22 protein-coding genes are annotated in these 22,214 nt (G+C 65.7%); 13 read left to right on the top strand and 9 right to left on the bottom strand.

Annotation, left to right across the window (positions count from 1 at the left end; all coding sequences use genetic code 11):
• Nucleotides 1-115: 115 nt before the first annotated feature.
• Nucleotides 116-1,111: a polyprenyl synthetase family protein gene (locus WT53_RS08485; protein WP_059824566.1), complete on the bottom strand. Its 996-nt coding sequence runs from the start codon at nucleotides 1,109-1,111 to the stop codon at nucleotides 116-118.
• A 211-nt stretch (nucleotides 1,112-1,322) separates the two neighbouring features.
• On the opposite strand from WT53_RS08485, the gene rplU reads away from it, so the two are divergent.
• The 4 genes from rplU to proB all read left to right on the top strand — a co-directional run bounded on the left by rplU (nucleotide 1,323) and on the right by proB (nucleotide 4,429).
• Entirely contained in the window at nucleotides 1,323-1,634 is a 312-nt protein-coding gene (gene rplU / locus WT53_RS08475) for a 50S ribosomal protein L21 (RefSeq protein ID WP_027783472.1), read from the top strand.
• A 24-nt stretch (nucleotides 1,635-1,658) separates the two neighbouring features.
• The gene (gene rpmA, locus WT53_RS08470; RefSeq protein ID WP_034206341.1) at nucleotides 1,659-1,922 is read left to right on the top strand and encodes a 50S ribosomal protein L27; all 264 of its coding nucleotides are present in this window, start codon (nucleotides 1,659-1,661) and stop codon (nucleotides 1,920-1,922) included.
• Between the two features lie 186 nt (nucleotides 1,923-2,108).
• Nucleotides 2,109-3,221, top strand: coding sequence for an Obg family GTPase CgtA (cgtA, locus tag WT53_RS08465; RefSeq protein WP_060259160.1), 1,113 nt, complete (start codon nucleotides 2,109-2,111; stop codon nucleotides 3,219-3,221).
• A gap of 89 nt (nucleotides 3,222-3,310) precedes the next feature.
• Entirely contained in the window at nucleotides 3,311-4,429 is a 1,119-nt protein-coding gene (gene proB / locus WT53_RS08460) for a glutamate 5-kinase (RefSeq protein WP_034206343.1), read from the top strand.
• A 93-nt stretch (nucleotides 4,430-4,522) separates the two neighbouring features.
• Here the strand turns inward: proB and WT53_RS08455 are convergent, their stop codons facing one another.
• Together WT53_RS08455 and WT53_RS08450 are read right to left on the bottom strand one after the other, a co-directional pair.
• Nucleotides 4,523-5,131 (bottom strand): CNP1-like family protein, encoded by a 609-nt coding sequence (locus tag WT53_RS08455; RefSeq protein ID WP_059779121.1) that lies wholly within the window; start codon nucleotides 5,129-5,131, stop codon nucleotides 4,523-4,525.
• Nucleotides 5,132-5,144: 13 nt separating this feature from the next.
• Entirely contained in the window at nucleotides 5,145-5,789 is a 645-nt protein-coding gene (locus WT53_RS08450) for an RNA pyrophosphohydrolase (protein WP_034206345.1), read from the bottom strand.
• Nucleotides 5,790-6,007: 218 nt separating this feature from the next.
• Between WT53_RS08450 and WT53_RS08445 the strand changes: the two genes are divergently transcribed.
• Both WT53_RS08445 and WT53_RS08440 read left to right on the top strand, forming a co-directional pair.
• Nucleotides 6,008-7,744, top strand: a complete 1,737-nt coding sequence (locus WT53_RS08445) for a proline--tRNA ligase (protein WP_060259158.1) — start codon at nucleotides 6,008-6,010, stop codon at nucleotides 7,742-7,744.
• Between the two features lie 21 nt (nucleotides 7,745-7,765).
• Entirely contained in the window at nucleotides 7,766-8,374 is a 609-nt protein-coding gene (locus tag WT53_RS08440; protein WP_060259155.1) for a MarC family protein, read from the top strand.
• A gap of 85 nt (nucleotides 8,375-8,459) precedes the next feature.
• Here the strand turns inward: WT53_RS08440 and WT53_RS08435 are convergent, their stop codons facing one another.
• A complete protein-coding gene (locus tag WT53_RS08435) occupies nucleotides 8,460-9,011 on the bottom strand; it encodes a hypoxanthine-guanine phosphoribosyltransferase (protein WP_006489240.1) in 552 nt (183 codons plus the stop codon).
• A 94-nt stretch (nucleotides 9,012-9,105) separates the two neighbouring features.
• Nucleotides 9,106-10,473 carry a signal recognition particle protein gene (gene ffh, locus WT53_RS08430; protein WP_059779123.1) on the bottom strand — a complete coding sequence of 456 codons (1,368 nt, stop codon included), beginning with the start codon at nucleotides 10,471-10,473 and terminating at the stop codon, nucleotides 9,106-9,108.
• 89 nt (nucleotides 10,474-10,562) lie between these two features.
• On the opposite strand from ffh, the gene WT53_RS08425 reads away from it, so the two are divergent.
• The 7 genes from WT53_RS08425 to WT53_RS32080 all read left to right on the top strand — a co-directional run bounded on the left by WT53_RS08425 (nucleotide 10,563) and on the right by WT53_RS32080 (nucleotide 18,471).
• Entirely contained in the window at nucleotides 10,563-11,456 is an 894-nt protein-coding gene (locus WT53_RS08425; RefSeq protein ID WP_034206348.1) for an inner membrane protein YpjD, read from the top strand.
• 13 nt (nucleotides 11,457-11,469) lie between these two features.
• Nucleotides 11,470-11,778 (top strand): PP0621 family protein, encoded by a 309-nt coding sequence (locus WT53_RS08420; RefSeq protein WP_034206349.1) that lies wholly within the window; start codon nucleotides 11,470-11,472, stop codon nucleotides 11,776-11,778.
• The gene (ampD, locus tag WT53_RS08415; RefSeq protein WP_034206350.1) at nucleotides 11,775-12,365 is read left to right on the top strand and encodes a 1,6-anhydro-N-acetylmuramyl-L-alanine amidase AmpD; all 591 of its coding nucleotides are present in this window, start codon (nucleotides 11,775-11,777) and stop codon (nucleotides 12,363-12,365) included. The genes WT53_RS08420 and ampD overlap by 4 nt, the downstream gene beginning before the upstream one ends.
• Before the next feature lie 452 nt (nucleotides 12,366-12,817).
• Nucleotides 12,818-15,823 (top strand): ribonucleoside-diphosphate reductase subunit alpha, encoded by a 3,006-nt coding sequence (locus WT53_RS08410; RefSeq protein ID WP_060259153.1) that lies wholly within the window; start codon nucleotides 12,818-12,820, stop codon nucleotides 15,821-15,823.
• 366 nt (nucleotides 15,824-16,189) lie between these two features.
• Nucleotides 16,190-17,401 carry a ribonucleotide-diphosphate reductase subunit beta gene (locus WT53_RS08400; RefSeq protein ID WP_006476978.1) on the top strand — a complete coding sequence of 404 codons (1,212 nt, stop codon included), beginning with the start codon at nucleotides 16,190-16,192 and terminating at the stop codon, nucleotides 17,399-17,401.
• Nucleotides 17,402-17,483: 82 nt separating this feature from the next.
• Nucleotides 17,484-17,810, top strand: coding sequence for a hypothetical protein (locus WT53_RS32085; protein ID WP_080334256.1), 327 nt, complete (start codon nucleotides 17,484-17,486; stop codon nucleotides 17,808-17,810).
• Nucleotides 17,811-17,838: 28 nt separating this feature from the next.
• The gene (locus WT53_RS32080) at nucleotides 17,839-18,471 is read left to right on the top strand and encodes a histone H1-like repetitive region-containing protein (protein WP_034206353.1); all 633 of its coding nucleotides are present in this window, start codon (nucleotides 17,839-17,841) and stop codon (nucleotides 18,469-18,471) included.
• Nucleotides 18,472-18,712: 241 nt separating this feature from the next.
• Here the strand turns inward: WT53_RS32080 and WT53_RS08390 are convergent, their stop codons facing one another.
• The 4 genes from WT53_RS08390 to WT53_RS08375 all read right to left on the bottom strand — a co-directional run bounded on the left by WT53_RS08390 (nucleotide 18,713) and on the right by WT53_RS08375 (nucleotide 22,187).
• A complete protein-coding gene (locus WT53_RS08390) occupies nucleotides 18,713-19,186 on the bottom strand; it encodes a glycine zipper 2TM domain-containing protein (protein ID WP_006476977.1) in 474 nt (157 codons plus the stop codon).
• Between the two features lie 19 nt (nucleotides 19,187-19,205).
• Nucleotides 19,206-20,144 carry a carbohydrate kinase family protein gene (locus WT53_RS08385; protein ID WP_060259149.1) on the bottom strand — a complete coding sequence of 313 codons (939 nt, stop codon included), beginning with the start codon at nucleotides 20,142-20,144 and terminating at the stop codon, nucleotides 19,206-19,208.
• An 85-nt stretch (nucleotides 20,145-20,229) separates the two neighbouring features.
• Entirely contained in the window at nucleotides 20,230-20,733 is a 504-nt protein-coding gene (gene tpx, locus WT53_RS08380) for a thiol peroxidase (protein WP_034206355.1), read from the bottom strand.
• A gap of 71 nt (nucleotides 20,734-20,804) precedes the next feature.
• Nucleotides 20,805-22,187: a zinc-ribbon and DUF3426 domain-containing protein gene (locus WT53_RS08375; RefSeq protein WP_060259145.1), complete on the bottom strand. Its 1,383-nt coding sequence runs from the start codon at nucleotides 22,185-22,187 to the stop codon at nucleotides 20,805-20,807.
• Nucleotides 22,188-22,214 lie beyond the last annotated feature (27 nt).

The following is a 22,214-nucleotide window of genomic DNA, read 5'->3' as shown; positions in this document are numbered from 1 at the left end:
AGATCGCTGCGTCGTCTCAAGCAAGAACGTAACTATAACGATGTTTTTTCTAAAAGGGAATACTTGGATGAAGAAATTTTTCGGGACAAGGCCTCGCTCCCCGTTCGCGGCGTGCTTACGATTGCCGCGACGTCGAGTATGAGCACAACCCGAGCAGGCTTTCCTTGTAGATCGAATCGGGGAACGCGGCAATCGCCGCTGCGGCCGCCTGCGCTTCCTGGCGCGCGCATTCGAGCGTGTGATCGAGTGCGCCCGAGCGCGTGATCGCTTCGAAAATCGTGTCGAAGCGATCGGTGCCGCCCTGTTCGATCGCCTCGCGTGCGAGCGCCGACTGTTCGGGCGTGCCGCGCTCGATCAGGTAGATGAGCGGCAGCGTCGGCTTGCCTTCGCGGAGATCGTCGCCGGCATTCTTGCCCATCGCCTCGGCGGTGCCTGCATAGTCGAGCCAGTCGTCCATGATCTGGAACGCGGTGCCGATCCGGCGGCCGTATTCGGCCGCGGCGGCCTCGGTCGGCGCATCGGCGCCCGCGAGCACGGCGCCCAGACGGGCCGACGCCTCGAACAGCTTCGCCGTCTTGTAGCGGATCACCTGCATGTAGCGCGCTTCGTCGACGTCCGCGTCGTGCATGTTGAGGAGTTGCAGCACCTCGCCTTCCGAAATGATCGTCGTCGCTTCGGACAGGATCTCCATCACGCGCATCTTGCCGACGCCGACCATCATCTCGAACGAGCGCGAGTAGAGGTAATCGCCCACCAGCACGCTCGCCGCGTTGCCGAACAGCGCATTGGCGGTCTGGCGGCCGCGGCGCAGTTCGGATTCGTCGACGACGTCGTCGTGCAGCAGCGTGGCCGTGTGGATGAACTCGACGACGGCGGCCAGCACGTGCCGCTGGTGCGACGTTTCGCCGAGCGCGCCGGCGACGAGCAGCAGCAGCGCCGGACGCAGCCGCTTGCCGCCCGCGCCGATGATGTACTCGGCGATCTGGTTGATCAGCAGCACGTCGGACGCGAGGCTTTGCCGGATAACGCGATTCACCTGCTCCATGTCGCTGGTGAGCGGGGCGAGCAGGTGGGCGGCGCTGAGGGTGGGGGAGGCGGTGGACGACGACATGATGATGGAATTGGGTGATGCCGCGGATTATAAGTCGAATCCGCGATATGCCGGTCTGTCAGACGTACCGGCAGCGCGATTTTGGCCGTCCGGCCGAGGCCCGCGCGCGGCAATCGTCGATCGGCTTTGACTTGGGTGCTAACCCCATGTATAATCACGTGTTTTCCGCGCGTGGTGTGCGGAAAAAATTGGATCCAGAGTGAGGTTCTCAATGTACGCGGTCATAAAAACCGGCGGCAAGCAGTACAAGGTTGCCGTTGGCGAAAAACTCAAAGTAGAACAGATACCGGCTGACATTGACGCTGAAATCACGCTCGACCAGGTTCTCGCAGTGGGCGAAGGCGAATCGATTAAGTTCGGTGCGCCGCTGGTCAGTGGGGCTTCCGTCAAGGCCACCGTTGTGTCGCACGGTCGTCATGCCAAGGTCACCATCTTCAAGATGCGTCGCCGGAAGCACTACCAAAAGCACGGCGGCCACCGCCAGAACTACACCGAGCTGCGCATCGACGCGATCAACGCGTAAGCGCCTCGGTAAAGGAGCAATCAGATGGCACACAAAAAGGCAGGCGGCTCTTCCCGGAACGGCCGCGACTCCGAGTCGAAACGTCTCGGCGTGAAAGTGTACGGCGGCCAGGCGATCAATGCCGGCGGCATCATCGTGCGTCAGCGCGGTACGCGCATGCACGCTGGCGATAACGTCGGCATGGGCAAGGATCACACCCTGTTCGCGCTGGTCGACGGTCACGTCAAGTTCGCGACGAAGGGCGCGGACAAGAAGCATCTGGTCATCGTCGTCCCGGCGGCTGCCTAAGTCAGGCACCCACGGGCTTCGTAGCCGAAAGGCCCCGCAGTCTTCGCGGGGCCTTTTTTATTGGGTCGCCGGGCGCATGTGCGTGCCGGCGACCCTCGCGCAACCGGCGTGCGATCGGCCGAACGGCAGATTGTTCAAGCGCGCCGGCGCGCGGCACAATAGCGGAAATACTGGGCGGAGTGACGAATGAAGTTCATTGACGAAGCACGAATCGAAGTCATCGCCGGCGACGGAGGCGATGGCAGCGCGTCGATGCGCCGTGAGAAATTCGTCCCGTTCGGCGGGCCGGACGGTGGCGACGGTGGCCGGGGCGGCAGCGTTTACGCGATCGCCGACCGCAACATCAACACGCTGATCGACTACCGTTACGCGAAGAAGCACCTCGCGCGCAACGGCGAGAACGGTCGCGGCTCGGATTGCTACGGCAAGGGCGGCGACGATGTCACGCTGCGCATGCCGGTCGGCACGATCATCAGCGACATGGATACGGGCGAGCTGATCGCCGATCTGACCGAGCACGGCCAGCAGGTGATGCTCGCGCAGGGCGGCGCCGGCGGCCTCGGCAACCTGCATTTCAAGTCGAGTACGAACCGCGCGCCGCGCCAGAAGACGGACGGCAAGCCGGGCGAGCGGCGCATGCTGAAGCTCGAGCTGAAAGTGCTCGCCGACGTCGGCCTGCTCGGCATGCCGAACGCGGGCAAGTCGACCTTCATCTCGTCGGTGTCGAACGCGAAGCCGAAGATCGCCGATTACCCGTTCACGACGCTCGCGCCGAATCTCGGCGTGGTGCGTGTCGGCCCGAGCAAGAGCTTCGTGATCGCCGATATCCCGGGGCTGATCGAGGGGGCGGCCGAAGGCGCGGGCCTCGGGCATCAATTCCTGCGTCACCTGCAGCGTACCGGCGTGCTGCTGCATCTGGTCGATCTCGCGCCGTTCGACGAAAGCGTCGATCCGGTCGCGGAAGCGAAGGCCATCGTCGGCGAGCTGCGCAAGTACGACGAGGCCCTCTACGAGAAGCCGCGCTGGCTCGTGCTCAACAAGCTGGACATGGTGCCGGAAGACGAGCGCGAGGCGCGCGTCGCGGATTTCCTCGACCGCTTCGGCTGGGACGGCCCCGTGTTCGAGATCTCGGCGCTGACGGGCCAGGGCTGCGAAGCGCTGTGTTACGCGATCTACGACTATCTGTCCGAACACTCGGACGCGCATCGTGCGGCGGAGGCGGAGGATCTCGCGGCCGACGTGCGTTTCCGCGATGCGCCGCCGGCGAAGGGCGGTGCGACGCCGGGCGACGACGCCTGAACGTTCGCTGACGCGCCGGGCGTGCCGCCCGGCGTTGGCGTTCAATCGCGCCTGGCCGGGCAGGCATCAGATACAGGAGACAGTGCAGGATGCGTTCGATCATCGCGGATTCGAAGCGATTGGTGGTGAAGGTGGGCTCCAGCCTCGTGACCAACGACGGCAAGGGGCTCGATCATGCTGCGATCGGCCGCTGGGCGGCTCAGATCGCTGCGCTGCGTGCGCAGGGCAAGGAAGTCGTGCTCGTCAGTTCGGGCGCGATTGCCGAAGGCATGCAACGGCTCGGCTGGAGCAAGCGGCCGCGGGAAATCGACGAGCTGCAGGCCGCCGCCGCGGTCGGCCAGATGGGGCTCGCGCAAGTCTACGAAAGCCGCTTCACCGAGCACGGCATCCGTACCGCGCAGATCCTGCTCACGCACGCCGATCTGGCGGATCGCGAGCGTTACCTGAATGCGCGATCGACGTTGCTCACGCTGCTGCGGCTCGGCGTCGTGCCGATCATCAACGAAAACGACACCGTCGTCACCGACGAAATCAAGTTCGGCGACAACGACACGCTCGGCGCGCTCGTCGCGAACCTGATCGAAGGCGATGCGCTGATCATCCTCACCGACCAGTCGGGGCTGTTCACGGCCGATCCGCGCAAGGACCCGAACGCGACGCTCGTCGGCGAGGCCAATGCGGGCGCGCCGGAGCTCGAGGCGATGGCAGGCGGGGCCGGCTCGAGTCTCGGTCGCGGCGGGATGCTGACGAAGATCCTCGCGGCGAAGCGCGCGGCGCACAGCGGCGCGAATACCGTGATCGCGAGCGGCCGGGAGGCCGACGTGCTCGTGCGTCTGGCGGCCGGCGAGGCGATCGGCACGCAACTGATCGCACGGACCGCGCGGATGGCGGCGCGCAAGCAATGGATGGCCGACCATCTGCAGGTGCGCGGTCATGTCGTGATCGACGCGGGTGCGGTCGAGAAGCTGACGGCCGGCGGCAAGAGCCTGCTGCCGATCGGCGTGACCGACGTGCAGGGCGCGTTCGCGCGCGGCGAGGTGATCGCCTGTGTCGGCCCGGACGGGCGCGAGGTGGCGCGCGGGCTCACGAACTACAGCAGCGCGGAAACGAAGCTGATTCACCGCAAGCCGAGCGGCGAGATCGAGACCGTACTCGGCTATATGCTGGAACCCGAACTGATTCATCGCGACAACCTCGTGCTGGTGTAATCGCCGGCCGGTTCCGTCGTTCAAGTGAAAAAGCCCGCGCGATGCGGGCTTTTTCATGCGCGGGACGATGCGGGCAACCCGCATCGCGTGCCGTCAGCGCAATTGCGTCATCGCGGTGCGGTGGAACCGGATGTTTTCGAGAATCTGCCGGGTCGAGCCCTGCGGCATCTTGTTCGAACAGAAGTAGTCCTGGTAGAGCGCGGAGTGGTAGGCGTTCAGCTCGCCGTTCTCGATGCGCCGCCAGTCGTTCTCGACCGTGCGATCCCAGCCGTCGTGGTCCGAGTTCAGGCCGGCGTACTGGCGCCATTCGTAGGTGTCGCAGCGGATGCCTTCGTAGTTCACGTTGCGCGCACCGGCCGGGCTCGTGATGACGACTGCGTAGCGCACGACGCCGTCGGTACCGACGTCGAGCGATTTCGCATCGACGAAGAACTTCAGCGGCGTGTTCTGCGACACGTTGAACGGCAGCAGGTCGCCCGTTTGCGGCAGCGGCGGCAGCGTGTCGACGGCGTTTTCCTTCCAGGTCCCCTGACGGTCGAGCAGGTACACGAACTCGCTGTCATCCTTGTTGGACGGCGCTTTCGAGTTCGCGCAGCCGGCCAGGGCGGCCACCGCGGCGATCGATGCGAGCGCGAGAGCAATCGCTTTCAATATGCATTCCTCGTAAAAAAAGGGCGCGACACCAAGGTCGCGCCCGGTCATGCAGTCCGACTCGTCATTTGCCGACGATCACGCGGGGCGGCATCTCGTCGAGCGAGCTCGCCTCCACTTCGATCTCCGAACAGACCACCGATGTGTCGACAATCGTCAGCGGCTGGGCCGGTGCGCCAATGACGCGCGGATAGCGCGACACACGCGGCCCGCGCGGCTTCTCGGCTCGCTGCGCCGGGCGGCGCAGGAAGCGCGACAGTTCCGTCAGCGCCAACTGATAGACATCCCGCTTGAACTCGATCACCGCATCGAGCGGTACCCAGTACTCGTTCCAGCGCCACGCATCGAACTCCGGGTGGTCGGTCGCGCGCAAGCAAATGTCGCAATCGCGTCCGACCATCCGCAGCAGGAACCAGATCTGCTTCTGGCCGCGGTAATGACCGCGTACTTCGCGTTTGATGAACTTGTCAGGCACCTCGTAACGCAACCAGTCGCGGGTGCGGCCGATTATCTTGACGTGTTCCGGATGCAGGCCCGTTTCCTCGTGCAGTTCCCGGTACATCGCCTGCATGGGGGTCTCGCCGTACTTGATCCCACCTTGAGGAAACTGCCAGGAATGCTCGCGGAGCCGCTTGCCCCAAAACACCTCGTTGCGCGCGTTCAAGAGGATGATGCCGACGTTCGGGCGAAAGCCTTCACGATCCAGCATACAACCACCTTCGAATCCTTTAAAATTGCTTTGATTATAAACAGATAACGGGCGCTGCGCACCGTGACGGAGCGAATCCGCGCGGGGCACACCGGCTGAATTGTCCCTGATTAGTCTGCTACGTCATCTGCGCCATCGCTGTTCACGGCGCGCAGCTTTTTCACCTTGAAACTTTTTCGGGCGCCCCGCCTGGGGGCGCCGTTTTTGGAACCGTCCGCATGAAAGCTTCCCGTTTCTTTATCGGCACCCTGAAAGAGGCACCCGCCGACGCAGAGATCGTCAGCCACAAGCTGATGGTCCGCGCCGGCATGATCCGCCGTGTCGCCGGCGGCATCTACAACTACCTGCCGGTCGGCCTGCGTTCGATTCGCAAGGTCGAGGCGATCGTGCGCGAGGAAATGAACCGGGCGGGCGCCATCGAGCTGCTGATGCCGGCCGTGCAGCCGGCCGAGCTGTGGCAGGAGTCGGGCCGCTGGGAGCAGTACGGCCCCGAGCTGCTGCGCTTCAAGGACCGCAAGGACAACGATTTCGTGATCGGGCCGACGCACGAGGAAGTCGTCACCGACATCGCGCGCAATCAGATCAAGAGCTACCGGCAGATGCCGGTGAACTTCTACCAGATCCAGACGAAGTTCCGCGACGAGATCCGTCCGCGCTTCGGCGTGATGCGCGGCCGCGAATTCATCATGAAGGACGCGTATTCGTTCGACAAGGACGCGGCGGGCCTGAACGAGTCGTACCGCAAGATGTACGACGCGTACGTGCGCATCTTCACGCGTCTCGGCCTCGAGTTCCGGGCGGTCGCGGCCGACAGCGGTTCGATCGGCGGCAACTTCTCGCACGAGTTCCACGTGATCGCCGATACCGGCGAGGACGCGATCGCCTACTGCCCGACGTCCGACTTCGCCGCGAACGTCGAAGCGGCCGAAGCGCTGCCGCTGACGGCCGAGCGCGCGGCGCCGGCCGAAGCGATGCAGAAGGTCGCGACCCCTGGCAAGGCGAAGTGCGAGGCCGTCGCCGAACTGCTCGCGATCCCGCTCGAGCGCACGATCAAGTCGATCGTGCTCGCGACCGACAACGAAGGCGCCGAGCCGACGATCTGGCTCGTGATGCTGCGCGGCGACCACGACCTGAACGAAATCAAGGTATCGAAGCTGCCGGGGCTGAAGAACCACCGCTTCGCGACCGAGCAGGAAATCGTCGAATGGTTCGGCACGCCGCCGGGCTACCTCGGCCCGGTCGGCACGAAGAAGCCGGTCAAGGTGATCGCCGATCGCACGGTCGCGAACATGAGCGACTTCGTCGTCGGGGCAAACGAGGTCGACTATCACATCGCGGGCGTGAACTGGGGCCGCGACCTGCCGGAGCCGGAAGTCGCCGACGTGCGCAACGTGAAGAAGGGCGACCCGTCGCCGGACGGCAAGGGCGCGATCGACATCTGCCGCGGCATCGAAGTCGGCCACGTGTTCCAGCTCGGCACCAAGTACTCGGAAGCGATGGGCGCGACGTTCCTCGACGAGTCGGGCAAGCCGCAGCCGATGCTGATGGGCTGCTACGGCGTCGGCATCACGCGTATTCTCGGCGCGGCGATCGAGCAGAACTTCGACGATCGCGGCATCGTCTGGCCCGAGTCGATCGCGCCGTTCGAGGTCGTGCTGTGCCCGATGGGCTATGACCGCAGCGACATGGTGCGCGAGACGGCCGACAAGCTGTACGCGGAACTCGTCGCGGCCGGCATCGACGTGATCCTCGACGATCGCGGCGAACGCCCGGGCGTGATGTTCGCCGACTGGGAGCTGATCGGCGTGCCGCATCGTCTCGTGATCGGCGAGCGCGGGCTGAAGGAAGGCAAGATCGAGTACCAGGGCCGCCGCGACACCGAAGCGACGCTGCTGCCGGCCGACACGGCCGCGGCGACGGTCGCGGAGAAGATCCGCGCTGCGCTCGCGCACTAAGCGCGGCGACCGGGGGACACGATGGAATACACGTTCCTGTCGGCCACCGTGCTCCTCGTGCTGATCACGGATCCGCTCGGCAACATCCCGCTGTTCATTTCGGCGATGCGCGACGTGCCGCGCGAGCGGCGCGTGAAGCTGATCCTGCGGGAAGTGGGCATCGCGTTCGTGATCCTGCTGTTCTTCATGGTGGTCGGCGATTGCTTCCTGCGGATGATGAGCCTCACCGACCTGTCGCTGCGGCTCGGCGGCGGGATCGTGCTGTTCCTGATCGCACTGCGGATGATCTTCCCGCATCCGGACGGTGCGCTCGGCAGCGATCCGCGTGCGGGCGGCGAGCCGTTCATCGTGCCGCTCGCGATCCCGGCGCTGGCCGGGCCGTCCGCGCTCGCGACGGTGATGCTGCTGACGTCGCAGGCGCCGGGCAAGATGTTCGAGTGGGTCGGCGCGCTGACGGTCACGATGATCGTCTGTGCGATCACGCTGGTGCTGGCCGAAAGGATTCAGGCGTGGCTCGGCGAGCGGACCGTCGCCGCGTTCGAGCGGCTGATGGGTCTCGTGCTCGTCGCGATCTCGGTCGAGATGCTGCTGGCGGGCATTCGCGCGTTCGTGCACCAGTTGCAGCCGTAGCGCGGGCGGCGCGGTCGACGAAAAAAAGCGGCGCTCCGGGAAACCGGAGCGCCGCTTTCTATTGATATAGCCGGCGGGGCGGCGATCAGACGTTCGCGGTCAGCGCGCGGATCGTCGGCAGGTTGCGCCAGTAGCCCTTCGCGTCCATCCCGCAGCCGAACACGTAGCGATCCGGCACCGAGAAGCCGCAGAAGTCGGGGTGCAGCGGTTTCGCCTTCGCGAGCGTCTTCTCGCACAGCACGGCCGACATGAAGCGCTGCGCGCCCATGTCGAGGATGCGGTCGCGGATCGCGGCCATCGTCTCGCCTTCGTCGAGGATGTCGTCGAGCACGAGCACGATGCGGTCCTTCACCGATTCGCGCGGCGCGACGCGCCAGTGCATTTCCGGGCTGCCCTGCGTCGTGTTGCGGTAGCGGGTCAGGTGGATGTAGTCGAATTCGAGCGGGAAATCGAGATGCGGCAGCAGCATCCCGGTAAACACCGCGGCGCCGCCCATCACCGAGAGAACGAGCGGGAACGCGTCGCCGATCTCGGCGCGGATCGCGTCGGCCATCTTCGAGATCGACGCGTTGACGGCGTCGGCCGAGACGATCTCTTCGGAGTGGTCGAAAATGTGGAGAGCTTCTTCGCGGTTCATGTGTTCTGGCGGGCAGTCGGTATACAAATAAGGATGAAGCAGAACGGCAGGCGCGCGCTACGGCAAAAACCCGCGCGCCGGCCGACGGGCGAAATCAGCGCATGCCGGGCATCATGCCCTTCAGGCCGCGCATCATCTTCTGCATGTTGCCGCCCTTCAGCTTCTTCATCATCGTACGCATCTGATCGTACTGGTTCAGCATCCGGTTGACCTCCTGCACCGGCACGCCCGCGCCGGCTGCAATGCGACGCTTGCGCGTCGCCTTGATGATTTCGGGTTTCGCGCGCTCGGCGGGCGTCATCGAGCTGATGATGCCTTCCATCCGGCGAATCGACTTCTCCGCCTGGCCCATGTCGGCGCCGGCCGCCGCCTGCTGGAACTGCGCGGGGAGTTTGTCCATCAGCGACGACAGGCCGCCCATGTTCTTCATCTGCGAGATCTGCGCGCGGAAATCGTTCAGGTCGAAGTCGCCGCCTTTCTTGACCTTGTCGGCGAGCTTCTGCGCGGCCTGGACATCGACGCCGCGCTGCGCTTCCTCGACCAGCGCGAGGATGTCGCCCATGCCGAGGATCCGGTTGGCCATCCGATCGGGGTGGAACACCTCGAGGCCATCGAGCTTCTCGGCGACGCCGACGAACTTGATCGGCTTGCCCGTGATGTGGCGCACCGACAGCGCGGCGCCGCCGCGCGAGTCGCCGTCGAGCTTGGTCAGCACGACGCCGGTGAGCGGCAGCGTGTCGTTGAACGCCTTCGCGGTGTTGACCGCGTCCTGGCCGAGCATCGCGTCGACGACGAACAGCGTTTCGGCCGGCTTCAGCGCACCGTGCAGCGCGGCGATTTCCTGCATCATCGCTTCGTCGATGCCGAGGCGGCCGGCCGTGTCGACGATCAGCACGTCATGGTAGTGGCGCTTCGCCCAGTCGACGGCCGCGAGCGCGATGTCGACGGGTTTCTGGTCCGGCGTCGACGGGAAGAAATCCGCGCCGACCTGTTCGCTCACCGTTTTCAGCTGCATGATCGCGGCCGGGCGATACACGTCGCACGACACGGTCAGCACCTTCTTCTTGTACTTCTCACGCAGCAGCTTCGCGAGCTTGCCGGCGGTCGTGGTCTTGCCCGCGCCCTGCAGGCCGGCCATCAGGATCACGGCAGGCGGCGTGACCGCGAGGTTCAGCTCGGCGGCCTTGCCTTCGTAGTCGCCGCCGATCACGGCGGTCAGTTCCTTCTGGACCACGCCGACGAGCGCCTGGCCCGGCGACAGGCTGCTGATCACTTCTTCGCCGAGCGCCTTTTCCTTGACCTTGGCGATGAATTCGCGGACGACCGGCAGCGACACGTCGGCTTCCAGCAGCGCGAGACGCACCTCGCGGAGCATCTCCTGCGTGTTCGCCTCGGTGAGCCGGGCCTCGCCGCGCAGCGTCTTGACGACGCGCGCCATCCGTTGAGTGAGATTGTCGAGCATGGGGAGCGATGGACAGTGGGGCCCGAAGGCGCGGCGGAACCGAACAAAGGGAGCCGTCGCGGGAAAGGGGCCTAGTGTAAACTTCGAACATGGATATTGTACTGTATGCCCTCACCGCATTCCTGTACGGCGGCCTCGCCGTCGCCGGCTGGCGCGCGCACCGTCAGGGTGCGACGCCGCTCGTCGCGAGCGTGCCGGCCGTGCCGGTTCCCGCGTCCGCCGCGTCCGGGATGAGCGGGGCCGGCCGCGCGCTGCTGTTCGCCGCGCTGGTCGCGCACGGCGTGCTGCTCCACATGACGATCTTTCCGAACGACGCGATGGTGTTCGGCTTCGCGTTCGCGTTGTCCGCGATGTTCTGGCTCGGCGCCGGCATCTACTGGATCGAAAGCTTCTTCTTCCCGCTCGACAGCCTGCGCCTGCTGGTGCTGCCGCTCGCGTGCGGCGCGTCGCTGCTGCCGCTCGTGTTCGGCGGCGTGCGGGTGCTTCCTTATGCCGCGGCGCCGCTGTTTAAGCTGCATTTCCTGATCGCGAACATCGCGTACGGCCTCTTCGCGATCGCCGCGCTGCACGCGATCCTGATGCTGATGGTCGAGCGGCGCCTGCAGTCGCTGCGCAGCGGCGGGCGCGACGGCTCGACGGGCTGGATCGCGAGCTGGCTCGAAACGCTGCCGCCGCTGCTCACGCTCGAGAAGCTGCTGTTCCGCCTGATCGGCGCCGGCTTCGTGCTGCTCACGCTGACGCTCGCATCGGGCATCCTGTTCAGCGAGCAGGTCGACGCGCGCGCGTTGCGGCTCGACCACAAGACGGTGTTCGCGATCCTGTCGTGGCTGATGTTCGGCGGCCTGCTGATCGCCCGCAAGACGTCGGGCTGGCGCGGCCGCGGCGCCGCGCGCTGGGTGCTCGTGTCGTTCGCCGCGTTGCTGCTCGCGTATGTCGGCAGCCGGTTCGTTTTCGAGGTGCTGCTGCACCGCTCCGTGGTTTGACCGCAGGTTTCCGATGCGACAGATTCTTCTCCTGATCCTTCTCTTCTTCGCGGGTTCGTGGCTCGCGCGCAAACTGCGCCATGCGCAGGAACAGGCACAGGCGCGCGCCGGCCGCGGCGCCGGTCACGACGGTGCGCCCGGCGCCGGCGCCGCGCGCCCGAACGGCGACGCGCGGTCGCTGCCCGAGCCGATGGTGCGCTGCGCCGAATGCGGCGTGCATGCGCCGAAGGGCGACGCCGTCGCCGCGAGCGGCGAATACTTCTGCAGCGCCGAGCATGCGCGGCGCCACGCCGCGCGCGTGAACGGTCGCGACGCCCGATGAGCGACGCGCCGGTGCTGTCGGTCGACGCGAACGGCTGGGTGCGCGAAGCGCGCCATGCGCCGTCGCCGAACTTCGAGATGCGGCCCGCGGGTGCGGTGCCGACGCTCGTGGTCGTCCACAACATCAGCCTGCCGCCCGGCGAATTCGGCGGCGATGCGATCGAGGCGCTGTTCCTGAATCGCCTCGACTGCGATGCGCACCCCTATTACCAGCGCCACCTGCGCGGCGTGCGGGTGTCCGCCCATTTCCTGATCCGCCGCGGCGGCGAGCTCGTGCAGTTCGTGTCGTGCGACGAGCGCGCGTGGCACGCGGGCTCGTCCGAGTTCTTCGGCCGCCCGCGCTGCAACGACTTCTCGATCGGCATCGAGCTCGAAGGCGCGGACGACGTGCCGTTCGACGATGCGCAATACGCGGTGCTCGCCGCGCTCTCCCGCGCGCTCGCCGCGCGCTACCCGGTCGACGCGTTCGCGGGGCACTCGGACGTCGCGCCGGGCCGCAAGACCGACCCGGGCCCGCACTTCGATTGGCAACGCTTCGCGAGCGATGCCGGTTTTTCCGCCGAATACTTTCCTTTCCGTCAGCACTGATCGCGGGGTTTTTTGAGCGGAGAAAGTTTTTTCTCCGACCAATGCCTTGCCGTGTCTGCGCGTGAGCGATGTCAAGACCTCTATCGCAAATTATCCGTTTGGACGTCCTCCGAATGTCCACTATACTTGGTGCCAGTTGAGCAGTTCTGCACTAGATATAGTGTGTGTCGCAGGGGAAAACCCGAGCGGCACCGGCCGGCGGGCAACGCCGGCGGACAGGGTTCTCAAGGCGGCGCGTCAGGCCGGGCGGTCCGGGCGTCGCGACCAGCGCAGCGAATATCGACGGGGCAGGGTATACATGACGAAGCACACGACCGGCCGGGTTGTCGCGCATCGACCGAACCGGCTTCCCCGGCGCATCGCTCGCCTCTTACCGCTCGCGCACCGCATGGCGCGGCGTTCGTTTTAATCCGCGGTTCTCTCCGCACCATCCAACACCAGGAGCTTTGCACATGCAAACCACCGACAACGCGACGTCCCAGTACGAGAGCGCCTCGAGCCGTCCGCTCGGCGGGACCGAACAGGGCGCGAAGGCGCTCGCGCCGCAGGCCACGTTCGCCGACTACAAGGTGATCCGCCGCAACGGCAGCGTCGTGTCGTTCGAACCGTCGAAGATCGCGATCGCGGTGACCAAGGCTTTCCTGGCCGTCAATGGCGGGCAGGGCGCGGCATCGGCGCGCGTACGCGAGCAGGTCGAGCAACTGACGCACAACGTCGTGCGCGCGCTCGTGCGCAGCCGCCCGAACGGCGGTACGTTCCATATCGAAGACATCCAGGACCAGGTCGAACTCGCGCTGATGCGCGGCGGCGAGCACAACGTCGCGCGTGCGTACGTGCTGTATCGCGAGAAGCGTCACCTCGAGCGCCAGCATGCGGGCGAGGAAGCGGCGGCCGCGGGCGGCGAGTCGACCACCGGCATCAACGTGGTCGACAACGGCGTCACGCGCCCGCTCGACCTGAACGCGCTGCGCGCGCTGATCGTGTCGGCGTGCGACGGCCTCGGCGCTGCGGTTAACCCTGACCCGATCGTCGCGGAGACGGTGAAGAACCTGTACGACGGCGTGCCGATGAGCCAGGTCTACGACTCGGCGATCCTCGCGGCGCGCACGATGATCGAAAAGGATCCGGCATACAGCCAGGTCACGGCCCGCATCCTGCTGCACACGATTCGCCGCGAGATCCTCGGCGAGGAAGTCGTGCAGGCCGAGATGTCGACCCGCTACGCCGAATACTTCCCGCAGTTCCTGAAGCGCGGCGTCGACGCCGGCCTGCTCGACGACAAGCTGCTGCAGTTCGACCTGAAGCGCCTCGGCGAAGCGCTCGACGCGAACCGCGACCTGCAGTTCGGCTACCTCGGCCTGCAGACGCTGTACGACCGCTACTTCCTGCACGTCGAAGGCACCCGCATCGAAATGCCGCAGGCATTCTTCATGCGCGTCGCGATGGGCCTGTCGCTGAACGAGATCGACCGCGAAACGCGCGCGATCGAGTTCTACAACGTGCTGTCGAGCTTCGACTTCATGAGCTCGACGCCGACGCTGTTCAACTCGGGCACGCACCGCTCGCAGCTGTCGTCGTGCTACCTGACGACGGTCGCGGACGATCTGGACGGCATCTACGAAGCGCTGAAGGAAAACGCGCTGCTGTCGAAGTTCGCCGGCGGCCTCGGCAACGACTGGACGCGCGTGCGCGCACTCGGCTCGCATATCAAGGGCACGAACGGCAAGTCGCAAGGCGTGGTGCCGTTCCTGAAGGTCGTGAACGACACGGCCGTCGCGGTGAACCAGGGCGGCAAGCGCAAGGGCGCGGTGTGCGCGTACCTCGAATCGTGGCACCTCGACATCGAGGAGTTCCTGGAGCTGCGCAAGAACACCGGCGACGACCGCCGCCGTACGCACGACATGAACACGGCGAACTGGATTCCCGACCTGTTCATGAAGCGCGTGATGGAAGGCGGCGAGTGGACGCTGTTCTCGCCGTCGACCTGCCCGGACCTGCACGACAAGTTCGGCGCGGAATTCGAGGCGGCTTACACGGCTTACGAAGACAAGGTCGCGCGCGGCGAGATCAAGCTGTTCAAGAAGATTCCGGCGCAGCAGCTCTGGCGCAAGATGCTCGGCATGCTGTTCGAGACGGGCCACCCGTGGATCACGTTCAAGGATCCGTGCAACGTGCGCTCGCCGCAGCAGCACGTCGGCGTCGTCCACTCGTCGAACCTGTGCACGGAAATCACGCTGAACACGAGCGACACCGAAATCGCGGTGTGCAACCTGGGCTCGGTGAACCTCGTCGCCCACTTGGTGAAGCAGGCCGACGGCAGCTACGCGCTCGACCACGACAAGCTGAAGCGCACGATCAGCGTCGCGATGCGCATGCTCGACAACGTGATCGACATCAACTACTACGCGGTGCCGAAGGCGCGTAACTCGAACCTGAAGCACCGCCCGGTCGGCCTGGGCATCATGGGCTTCCAGGACTGCCTGCACCTGCTGCGCACGCCGTACGCGTCGGAAGCGGCGGTCGAATTCGCCGACCGTTCGATGGAAGCCGTCTGCTACTACGCGTACTACGCGTCGACCGAGCTGGCCGAAGAGCGCGGCCGCTACTCGAGCTACCGCGGCTCGCTGTGGGATCGCGGCATCCTCCCGCAGGACACGCTGAAGCTGCTGACGGAAGCGCGCGGCGGCTACGTCGAGGTCGACACGTCGGAATCGCTCGACTGGACGACGCTGCGTGCGCGGATCGCCGCGCACGGCATGCGCAACTCGAACTGCGTCGCGATCGCGCCGACGGCGACGATCTCGAACATCATCGGCGTGTCGGCCTGTATCGAGCCGACCTTCCAGAACCTGTACGTGAAGTCGAACCTGTCGGGCGAATTCACGGTGGTGAACGAGTATCTGGTGCGCGACCTGAAGGAACGCGGCCTGTGGGACGAAGTGATGGTCGCCGACCTGAAGTACTTCGACGGCATGCTGTCGCGCATCGACCGCATCCCGGCCGACCTGCGCGCGATCTACGCGACCGCGTTCGAGGTCGACCCGACGTGGCTCGTCGAAGCGGCATCGCGTCGCCAGAAGTGGATCGACCAGGCGCAGTCGCTGAACATCTACATGGGCGGCGCATCGGGCAAGAAGCTCGACGAGGTCTACAAGCTCGCATGGCTGCGCGGCCTGAAGACGACCTACTACCTCCGCACGATGGCGGCGACGCACGTCGAGAAGTCGACGGTCGCACACGGTGCGCTGAACGCAGTGCCGACGGGCGGTGCAGGCAGCGGCGGCTCGGGCAGCGGCGGCGCGCAAGGCGCGGCGGGCGGCTTCGGTGCGGCAGGCGGCGATGCGTCGTCGGGCGTGGTCAACGCGGCGCCGGCACTCGCGCCGGTCGAAGCAGACGGTCCGGTGTGCACGATGCGTCCGGGCGATCCCGGCTTCGACGAGTGCGAAGCGTGCCAGTAACGCAGTGCGCCTGATCTGAGAAAGCAGGTCAGGGCGGCGCACACGACGGCCGATCGAGGTTGAAGTGTGCGCCGCTCTCAACTAAAAAAATGATAAGGAATCTGTAACGCGACACCTGCGTTGCAGGCAGTGACAAGCGATCGAAACATCCCCGACGGCGTCGCGTTTCGATCGGCGTTCGATGCGTCGAGCGCACCTCGCGACACAAGCGCGACGCACATCGCGCACTGCATGAACGACGATGCGTTGCTCAAAGTGTTGTATCGAGGTCGCAACGCGAATCGAAAAAAGGATTTTTCGTGAGCGAACCCTTTTATCGCTCAGGAAAAGATGGTACAAACCGTTCTAAATTGATGGTGAGAATTTATGCTCAACTGGGATGACGAGAAGACTGCCGTAACCCCCGCGAGCGGAGCGCAGCAAAACGCGATGCGCACCTCCGCCGGGATGGCTGTCGGAATGCAGGCTGCAACGCCTGCCGCCCATCAGGTCCGCGACATTTTCGAAGGCGATCTTGCGGTGCCGCCGCAAGCATCGGCTGTTCCCGCCGGCGGTACGGAAGCGCGGGTCAATGTCGCCGACAAGCGCATCATCAACGGCCAGACTGACGTCAATCAGCTGGTGCCGTTCAAGTACAAGTGGGCGTGGGAAAAGTATCTGGCCGGTTGCGCGAACCACTGGATGCCGCAGGAAATCAACATGTCCCGCGACATCGCACTGTGGAAGGACCCGAACGGTCTGACCGAGGACGAGCGCCGCATCGTGAAGCGCAACCTCGGCTTCTTCGTGACGGCCGATTCGCTCGCGGCGAACAACATCGTGCTCGGCACGTACCGCCACATCACGGCGCCCGAGTGCCGGCAGTTCCTGCTGCGCCAGGCGTTCGAGGAAGCGATCCACACGCACGCGTACCAATACATCGTCGAATCGCTCGGTCTCGACGAAGGCGAGATCTTCAACGCGTATCACGAGGTCACGTCGATCCGCGCGAAGGACGAATTCCTGATCCCGTTCATTCATACGCTGACGGACCCGGCCTTCAAGACCGGCACGCTCGAAGCGGATCAGAAGCTGCTGAAGTCGCTGATCGTGTTCGCCTGCATCATGGAAGGCCTGTTCTTCTATGTCGGGTTTACGCAGATCCTCGCACTCGGCCGCCAGAACAAGATGACGGGTGCTGCAGAGCAATATCAGTACATCCTGCGCGACGAGTCGATGCACTGCAACTTCGGCATCGACCTGATCAACCAGATCAAGCTCGAAAACCCGCATCTCTGGACCGCGGAATTCCGCGCCGAGATCCGCGAGCTGTTCAAGCAGGCTGTCGAACTCGAATACCGCTACGCCGAAGACACGATGCCGCGCGGCGTGCTGGGTTTGAACGCGTCGATGTTCAAGAGCTATCTGCGCTTCATCAGCAACCGCCGTTGCCAGCAGATCGGCCTCGACCCGCTGTTCCCGAACGAGGAGAACCCGTTCCCGTGGATGAGCGAGATGATCGACCTGAAGAAGGAGCGCAACTTCTTCGAGACGCGTGTGATCGAGTATCAGACGGGGGGCGCGCTGTCCTGGGAATGACCCGCAGCAGCGAACCCGTTACATGATGGAGCAGCCGGTGGCCTCTCGGCCCCGGCCCAAGGTTTAGGAGCAAGAACGCCTGATGCAAAGCATGCCCGGTGCCTTAACGGCCCAACGATACGACAGGCACTTTGCGAACCCTTCAGTGGGATGGGCAAACTTCCCTCCGGAAAAAGCGGACGGCCGTGTGGCGGTCCGCTTGATCAAGCGATTAGGGGTAGCGGCGCGAGGTGCGCCGGCTACCGACTTGATTTGGCGCGCGAGGCCATGGGGTCACGCGCGCCATACCGTATTCATTAGCGTAAGCGCGCGGTATCTGCGTACGCCGATGAATAGCCCGCTTCGAAGCGCACGTCCTGAACAGCGTCCGCGGGAAGCGGGTTTTGACGAAGGGTGTAGTTTGAACTGACTCTCATCTGAACCTGAAGGAGAACAACATGGCTACTGCCAAGAAGAAACCGGCTGCTAAGAAGGTTGCCGCCAAGAAGACCGTTGCGAAGAAGGCTGCTGCTCCGGCGAAGAAGGCCGCAGTGAAGAAGGTCGCTGCGAAGAAGGTCGCGGTGAAGAAGGTTGCCGCGAAGAAGGCCGCACCGGCGAAGAAGGCCGCTGCAAAGAAGGTCGCAGCCAAGAAGGTCGCAACGAAGAAGGTTGCAGCGAAGAAAGTCGCGGTGAAGAAGGTTGCTGCGAAGAAGGCAGCACCGGCCAAGAAGGCCGCTGCGAAGAAGGTTGCAGCCAAGAAAGTCGCAGTGAAGAAGGTTGCTGCGAAGAAGGCCGCACCGGCGAAGAAGGCTGCTGCGAAGAAGGCTGCGCCGGCGAAGAAGGCTGCTGCGAAGAAGGCCGCGCCGGCGAAGAAGGCTGCCGCGAAGAAGGCTGCGCCCGCCAAGAAGGCTGCCCCTGCGAAGAAGGCCGCCGCACCGGCGAAGAAGGCTGCTGCACCGAAGAAGGCCGTCGTGAAGAAGGCTGCGCCGGCAACGACCGCGTCGACCGCATCGGTTGCGCCGGCATCGGGCGTGAAGACCGCGCTCAACCCGGCAGCGGCATGGCCGTTCCCGACCGGCAGCCGTCCGTAATCGCGGCTGAGCAGCATCACCCGGACACTCACGTGGTGTCCGTGGGTTGAGTAGCGCTACTCAATCAATCCCGCCATCTGGCTCAGGTGGCGGGATTTTTTTCGTCCGTATGGTCGCCGATGGCGCGCCCGGCGGGCTGGCCGACGCGAGCGCGGACGAGAACGGGCGGACGAAAAAAAACGCATGTGCGGCTTCGCACATGCGTTCGATCGCAGCTTGCGCCGCGTGCTGAGGATACCGGTCAGTGCGTGACGCGCGTGACGCCGCCGCTCGACAGCAGGCGCACGCGCTCGCCGGCGCGGAACGCTTCGCCGCTTGCCGCCTGCGTGATCGAGCGCAGATCGCCGTTGTCGAGGCGCACGGTGATTTCGACACCGTTCGCGGTGCTGAGGTTTTCGCCGACCGCGTTACCTGCGACCGCACCGACGAGGCCGCCGGCGATTGCCGTCAGGATCGAGCCTTTGCCGCCGCCGATCGCGCTGCCCGCGACTGCGCCGAGTGCACCGCCGCCGAGCGTGCCGATCGCGCTGCCGCCGCCGTCGGACTGAATGCGTACCGCACGGACGCTTTCGACCGTGCCCATGCGGACCGTCTGTTCGCGCTGCGCCTGGCCGACGCTATAGACATCCGCCGAACCGGGCGCCGTGAAGCAGCCGGCGAGCGTCAGCGTGGCCGTCAGCATGGCCGCGAGCGTGAGGGTTTTTTTCGTCAACATCTTTGCTCTCCCACAATATTCATTTGAGACTGTAACCGAATGCAGTCTCGAAGCGTGCGTCGATTTCGGCGCGCGTCAGTACGTAAGTCTGGGGCCCTTGATGGGCGATCTTGAGCGAGCCCATCAGGCTTGCGAGGCGGCCGGCGGTTGCCCAGTCGAAGCCTTGCTCGATGCCGTACAGCAGGCCACCCCGGAAGGCGTCGCCGCAGCCGGTCGGATCGGCGATGCGCTCGGCCGGCACGACCGGAATCTGTTCCGCACCCTGCTTGTGGCGGATGGTCGCGCCGTGCTCGCCACGCGTGATGACGAGGGCGTCGACCCGGCTGGCGATTTCATCTTCGGACCATCCCGTCTTGTCGCTCACCAGCTTGGCCTCGTAGTCGTTGACCGCGACATAAGTCGCAAGTTCAATGCTGCGGCGCAGCGTCGCACCGTCGAACAGCGGCAGGCCCTGGCCCGGATCGAACACGAACGGCACACCGGCCTCGGCGAGCTCTTCCACGTGCTGCACCATCCCGTCGAAGCCGTCCGGGCCGACGATCGCGAGCTTGATGTCCGGCGCGTCGCCCGCATGGTTCAGGTGCGATTGCATCATCGCGCCGGGGTGGAACGCCGCGATCTGGTTGTTGTCGAGATCGGTCGTGATCATCGCCTGCGCGGTGTACGTATCGGGCAGCACGCGAACGTGGTCGCGGCGCAGGCCGAGAGCGTCGAGCCGGTCGAGGTACGGCTGCGCATCCAGCGCGCCCATCGTGCCCATGATGCGCGCGTCGCCGCCGAGCAGGTGCAGCGCGTACCCGATGTTGCCCGCGCAGCCGCCGAATTCGCGGCGCATCGTCGGCACGAGGAAGCTCAGGTTGATGAGGTGCACCTGGTCGGGCAGGATGTGCTCGCGGAACCGCCCTTCGAAGGTCATGATGGAGTCGTAGGCGATCGAGCCGCAAATCAGCGTAGCCAAGGTGTGCGTTCCTGTAGAAATGAGGGGCCCTGCGCGACAACGCCGCGCGAAGGGCGCGGCGCGGCAGGGGAAAGCGGAAGAAAGCTTACTTCAGTGCGGCGAGCGCTGCATTGTAGTTCGGCTCGTCCTTGATTTCGCCGACGAGTTCCGCATGGATCACCTTGTCCTGCGCGTCGAGCACGACCACCGCGCGTGCGGTCAGGCCGTTCAGCGGGCCGCTCGTCACGTCGACGCCGTACGCGTTCGCGAACGCGCGGCCGGTGCGGAACGTCGATGCCGTCACGACGTTCTCGAGGCCTTCGGTCGTGCAGAAGCGCGTGGCGGCGAACGGCAGGTCGGCGGACACGACCACCACCACCGTGTTGTCGAGCGACGACGCGGCTTCGTTGAACTTGCGGGTCGACGTCGCGCAGGTCGGCGTGTCGAGGCTCGGCACGATGTTCAGCACCTTGCGCTTGCCGGCGAAGCTGGCGAGCGACAGGTCGGCGAGGTCCTTGCCGACCAGCTTGAAATCGGCGGCTTGCGCGCCGACGGCCGGGAACGTGCCGGCGAGATCGATCGGGTTGCCACCCAGCGTAACTTTGCTCATGTTCGTGCTCCGAAATAGCGCGCCGCTCGGGCGCGCGGGTTGAGACGGGCGCGCAAGCGCGCCGCGGCGCGTCACGGATAGAAGATCTGGACGCGGAAATTCGAGGCGGGCGTGCCGTTCGTGTCGAGGCGGACGACCATCGTCTGCGTCGTGCCGGGCGGCAGCCCGGCGTCGATCGGCGTGCCCGGGCGCACGTAGTCGCGCGGCGCGAGCACGCGGCGCACGGTGACGTGATTGGTGTCGTCGAGCAGCGTGAGTTCGAGCGACGGGTACGCGAGCGCGACGCGGTAGCGGTTCGTCAGCGGCACCTTCAGTTCGAGCTTGTGCGGGCCGTCGATCTGGCGCAGGTCGGTCGCATCGAGCCGCAGCCCGTCGATGGCGCGCGGCGGCGCGACCGTGCAGCCGAGCGGCGCACAGGCCTGCCGGAACCAGCTCTGCGTGACGGGCCAGTAGATCATCAGCGCTTCGCGCTGCCACCACGCCAGTTGCACGACGAGCAGGCCGACCAGCGCGGCCGCGACGAGGCCGCCGAAAAAGCCGCCGAGCATTCCGCGTCGCTGCGGCGCGCGCGTCTCGCGCGTGACGGCGAAGTGCGGACGATCGTCGTCGGCCGGCGCGGCGGGGAACGGGACGGTCAGTGGGACGGCCGGTTGGACGGCCGGTTCATCGGTTGCCGCTCCGGCCGGGGCCTTGTCGTGTCGGGCGAGGGTGTCGGATTCCGATGCGGTCCCGGTTTCGGCGACGGCCGGTGCGGGCGTGAACGCAAAGCGCGGTTCGCGCGGCGCGCGTTCGTCGTCCGGCACGGCGAAGTGCGCGTGGCCGATAGGTTCGGCCGGTTCGGCGGCGATTTCCGTTTCCGACGGCAGGTGGGCGACGAAGCGGGGCTCGCGCGGGTCGCGCTCGACGGGCGGCGGCCCGGCTGCTTCGGTTTCGTGCGGTTCGTGGCGCGTTTGCGGCGAATGCGGTTCGGCCGGTTGCTCGACGGCAGCCGATGAATCGAGCTCGGCCGGAGCGTTTGCGAACGGCGCGGGCGTACCCGACAGGTGGACGACGCCGGCTTCCGTGGACGGGAGCGCGAGCGGGATCAGCGGCTCGGTGCGCACGGTCTCGGCGCTGTGCTGCAGCGACGGATCGACGCCGGCGTCGAGCCACGGCGCCCACATGTCCCAGCCATCCGACTTGTAATCGGTGCCGGTCGGCAAGCCGGCCGGCGCGTCGGCGGTGAACAGTCGGACCGGGGCGGCCTGCGAGTGTGCGTGGCCGTCATGCGGCGCGGCAGCCGGTTCCGTCAACGCCGGTTCGGGTTGCTGCGCGTACTCGGGAACGAGCGACTCGGAAGCGTTGAAGACTTCGTGGCAATGCCCGCAGCGCACGAGCCCCTGATGCAGCGAGAGCTGTTCCTGCTGCAGCCGGAAGACGGTTTCGCAATGAGGGCAGCGCGTCGCAAGGAGCATGTCGAGCCGGGCGGCCTGCGGGCCAGA

Source organism: Burkholderia sp. MSMB2157WGS, from assembly GCF_001532755.1.
Classification (GTDB): domain Bacteria; phylum Pseudomonadota; class Gammaproteobacteria; order Burkholderiales; family Burkholderiaceae; genus Burkholderia.
This window is presented reverse-complemented; position numbering and strand designations above follow the sequence as displayed.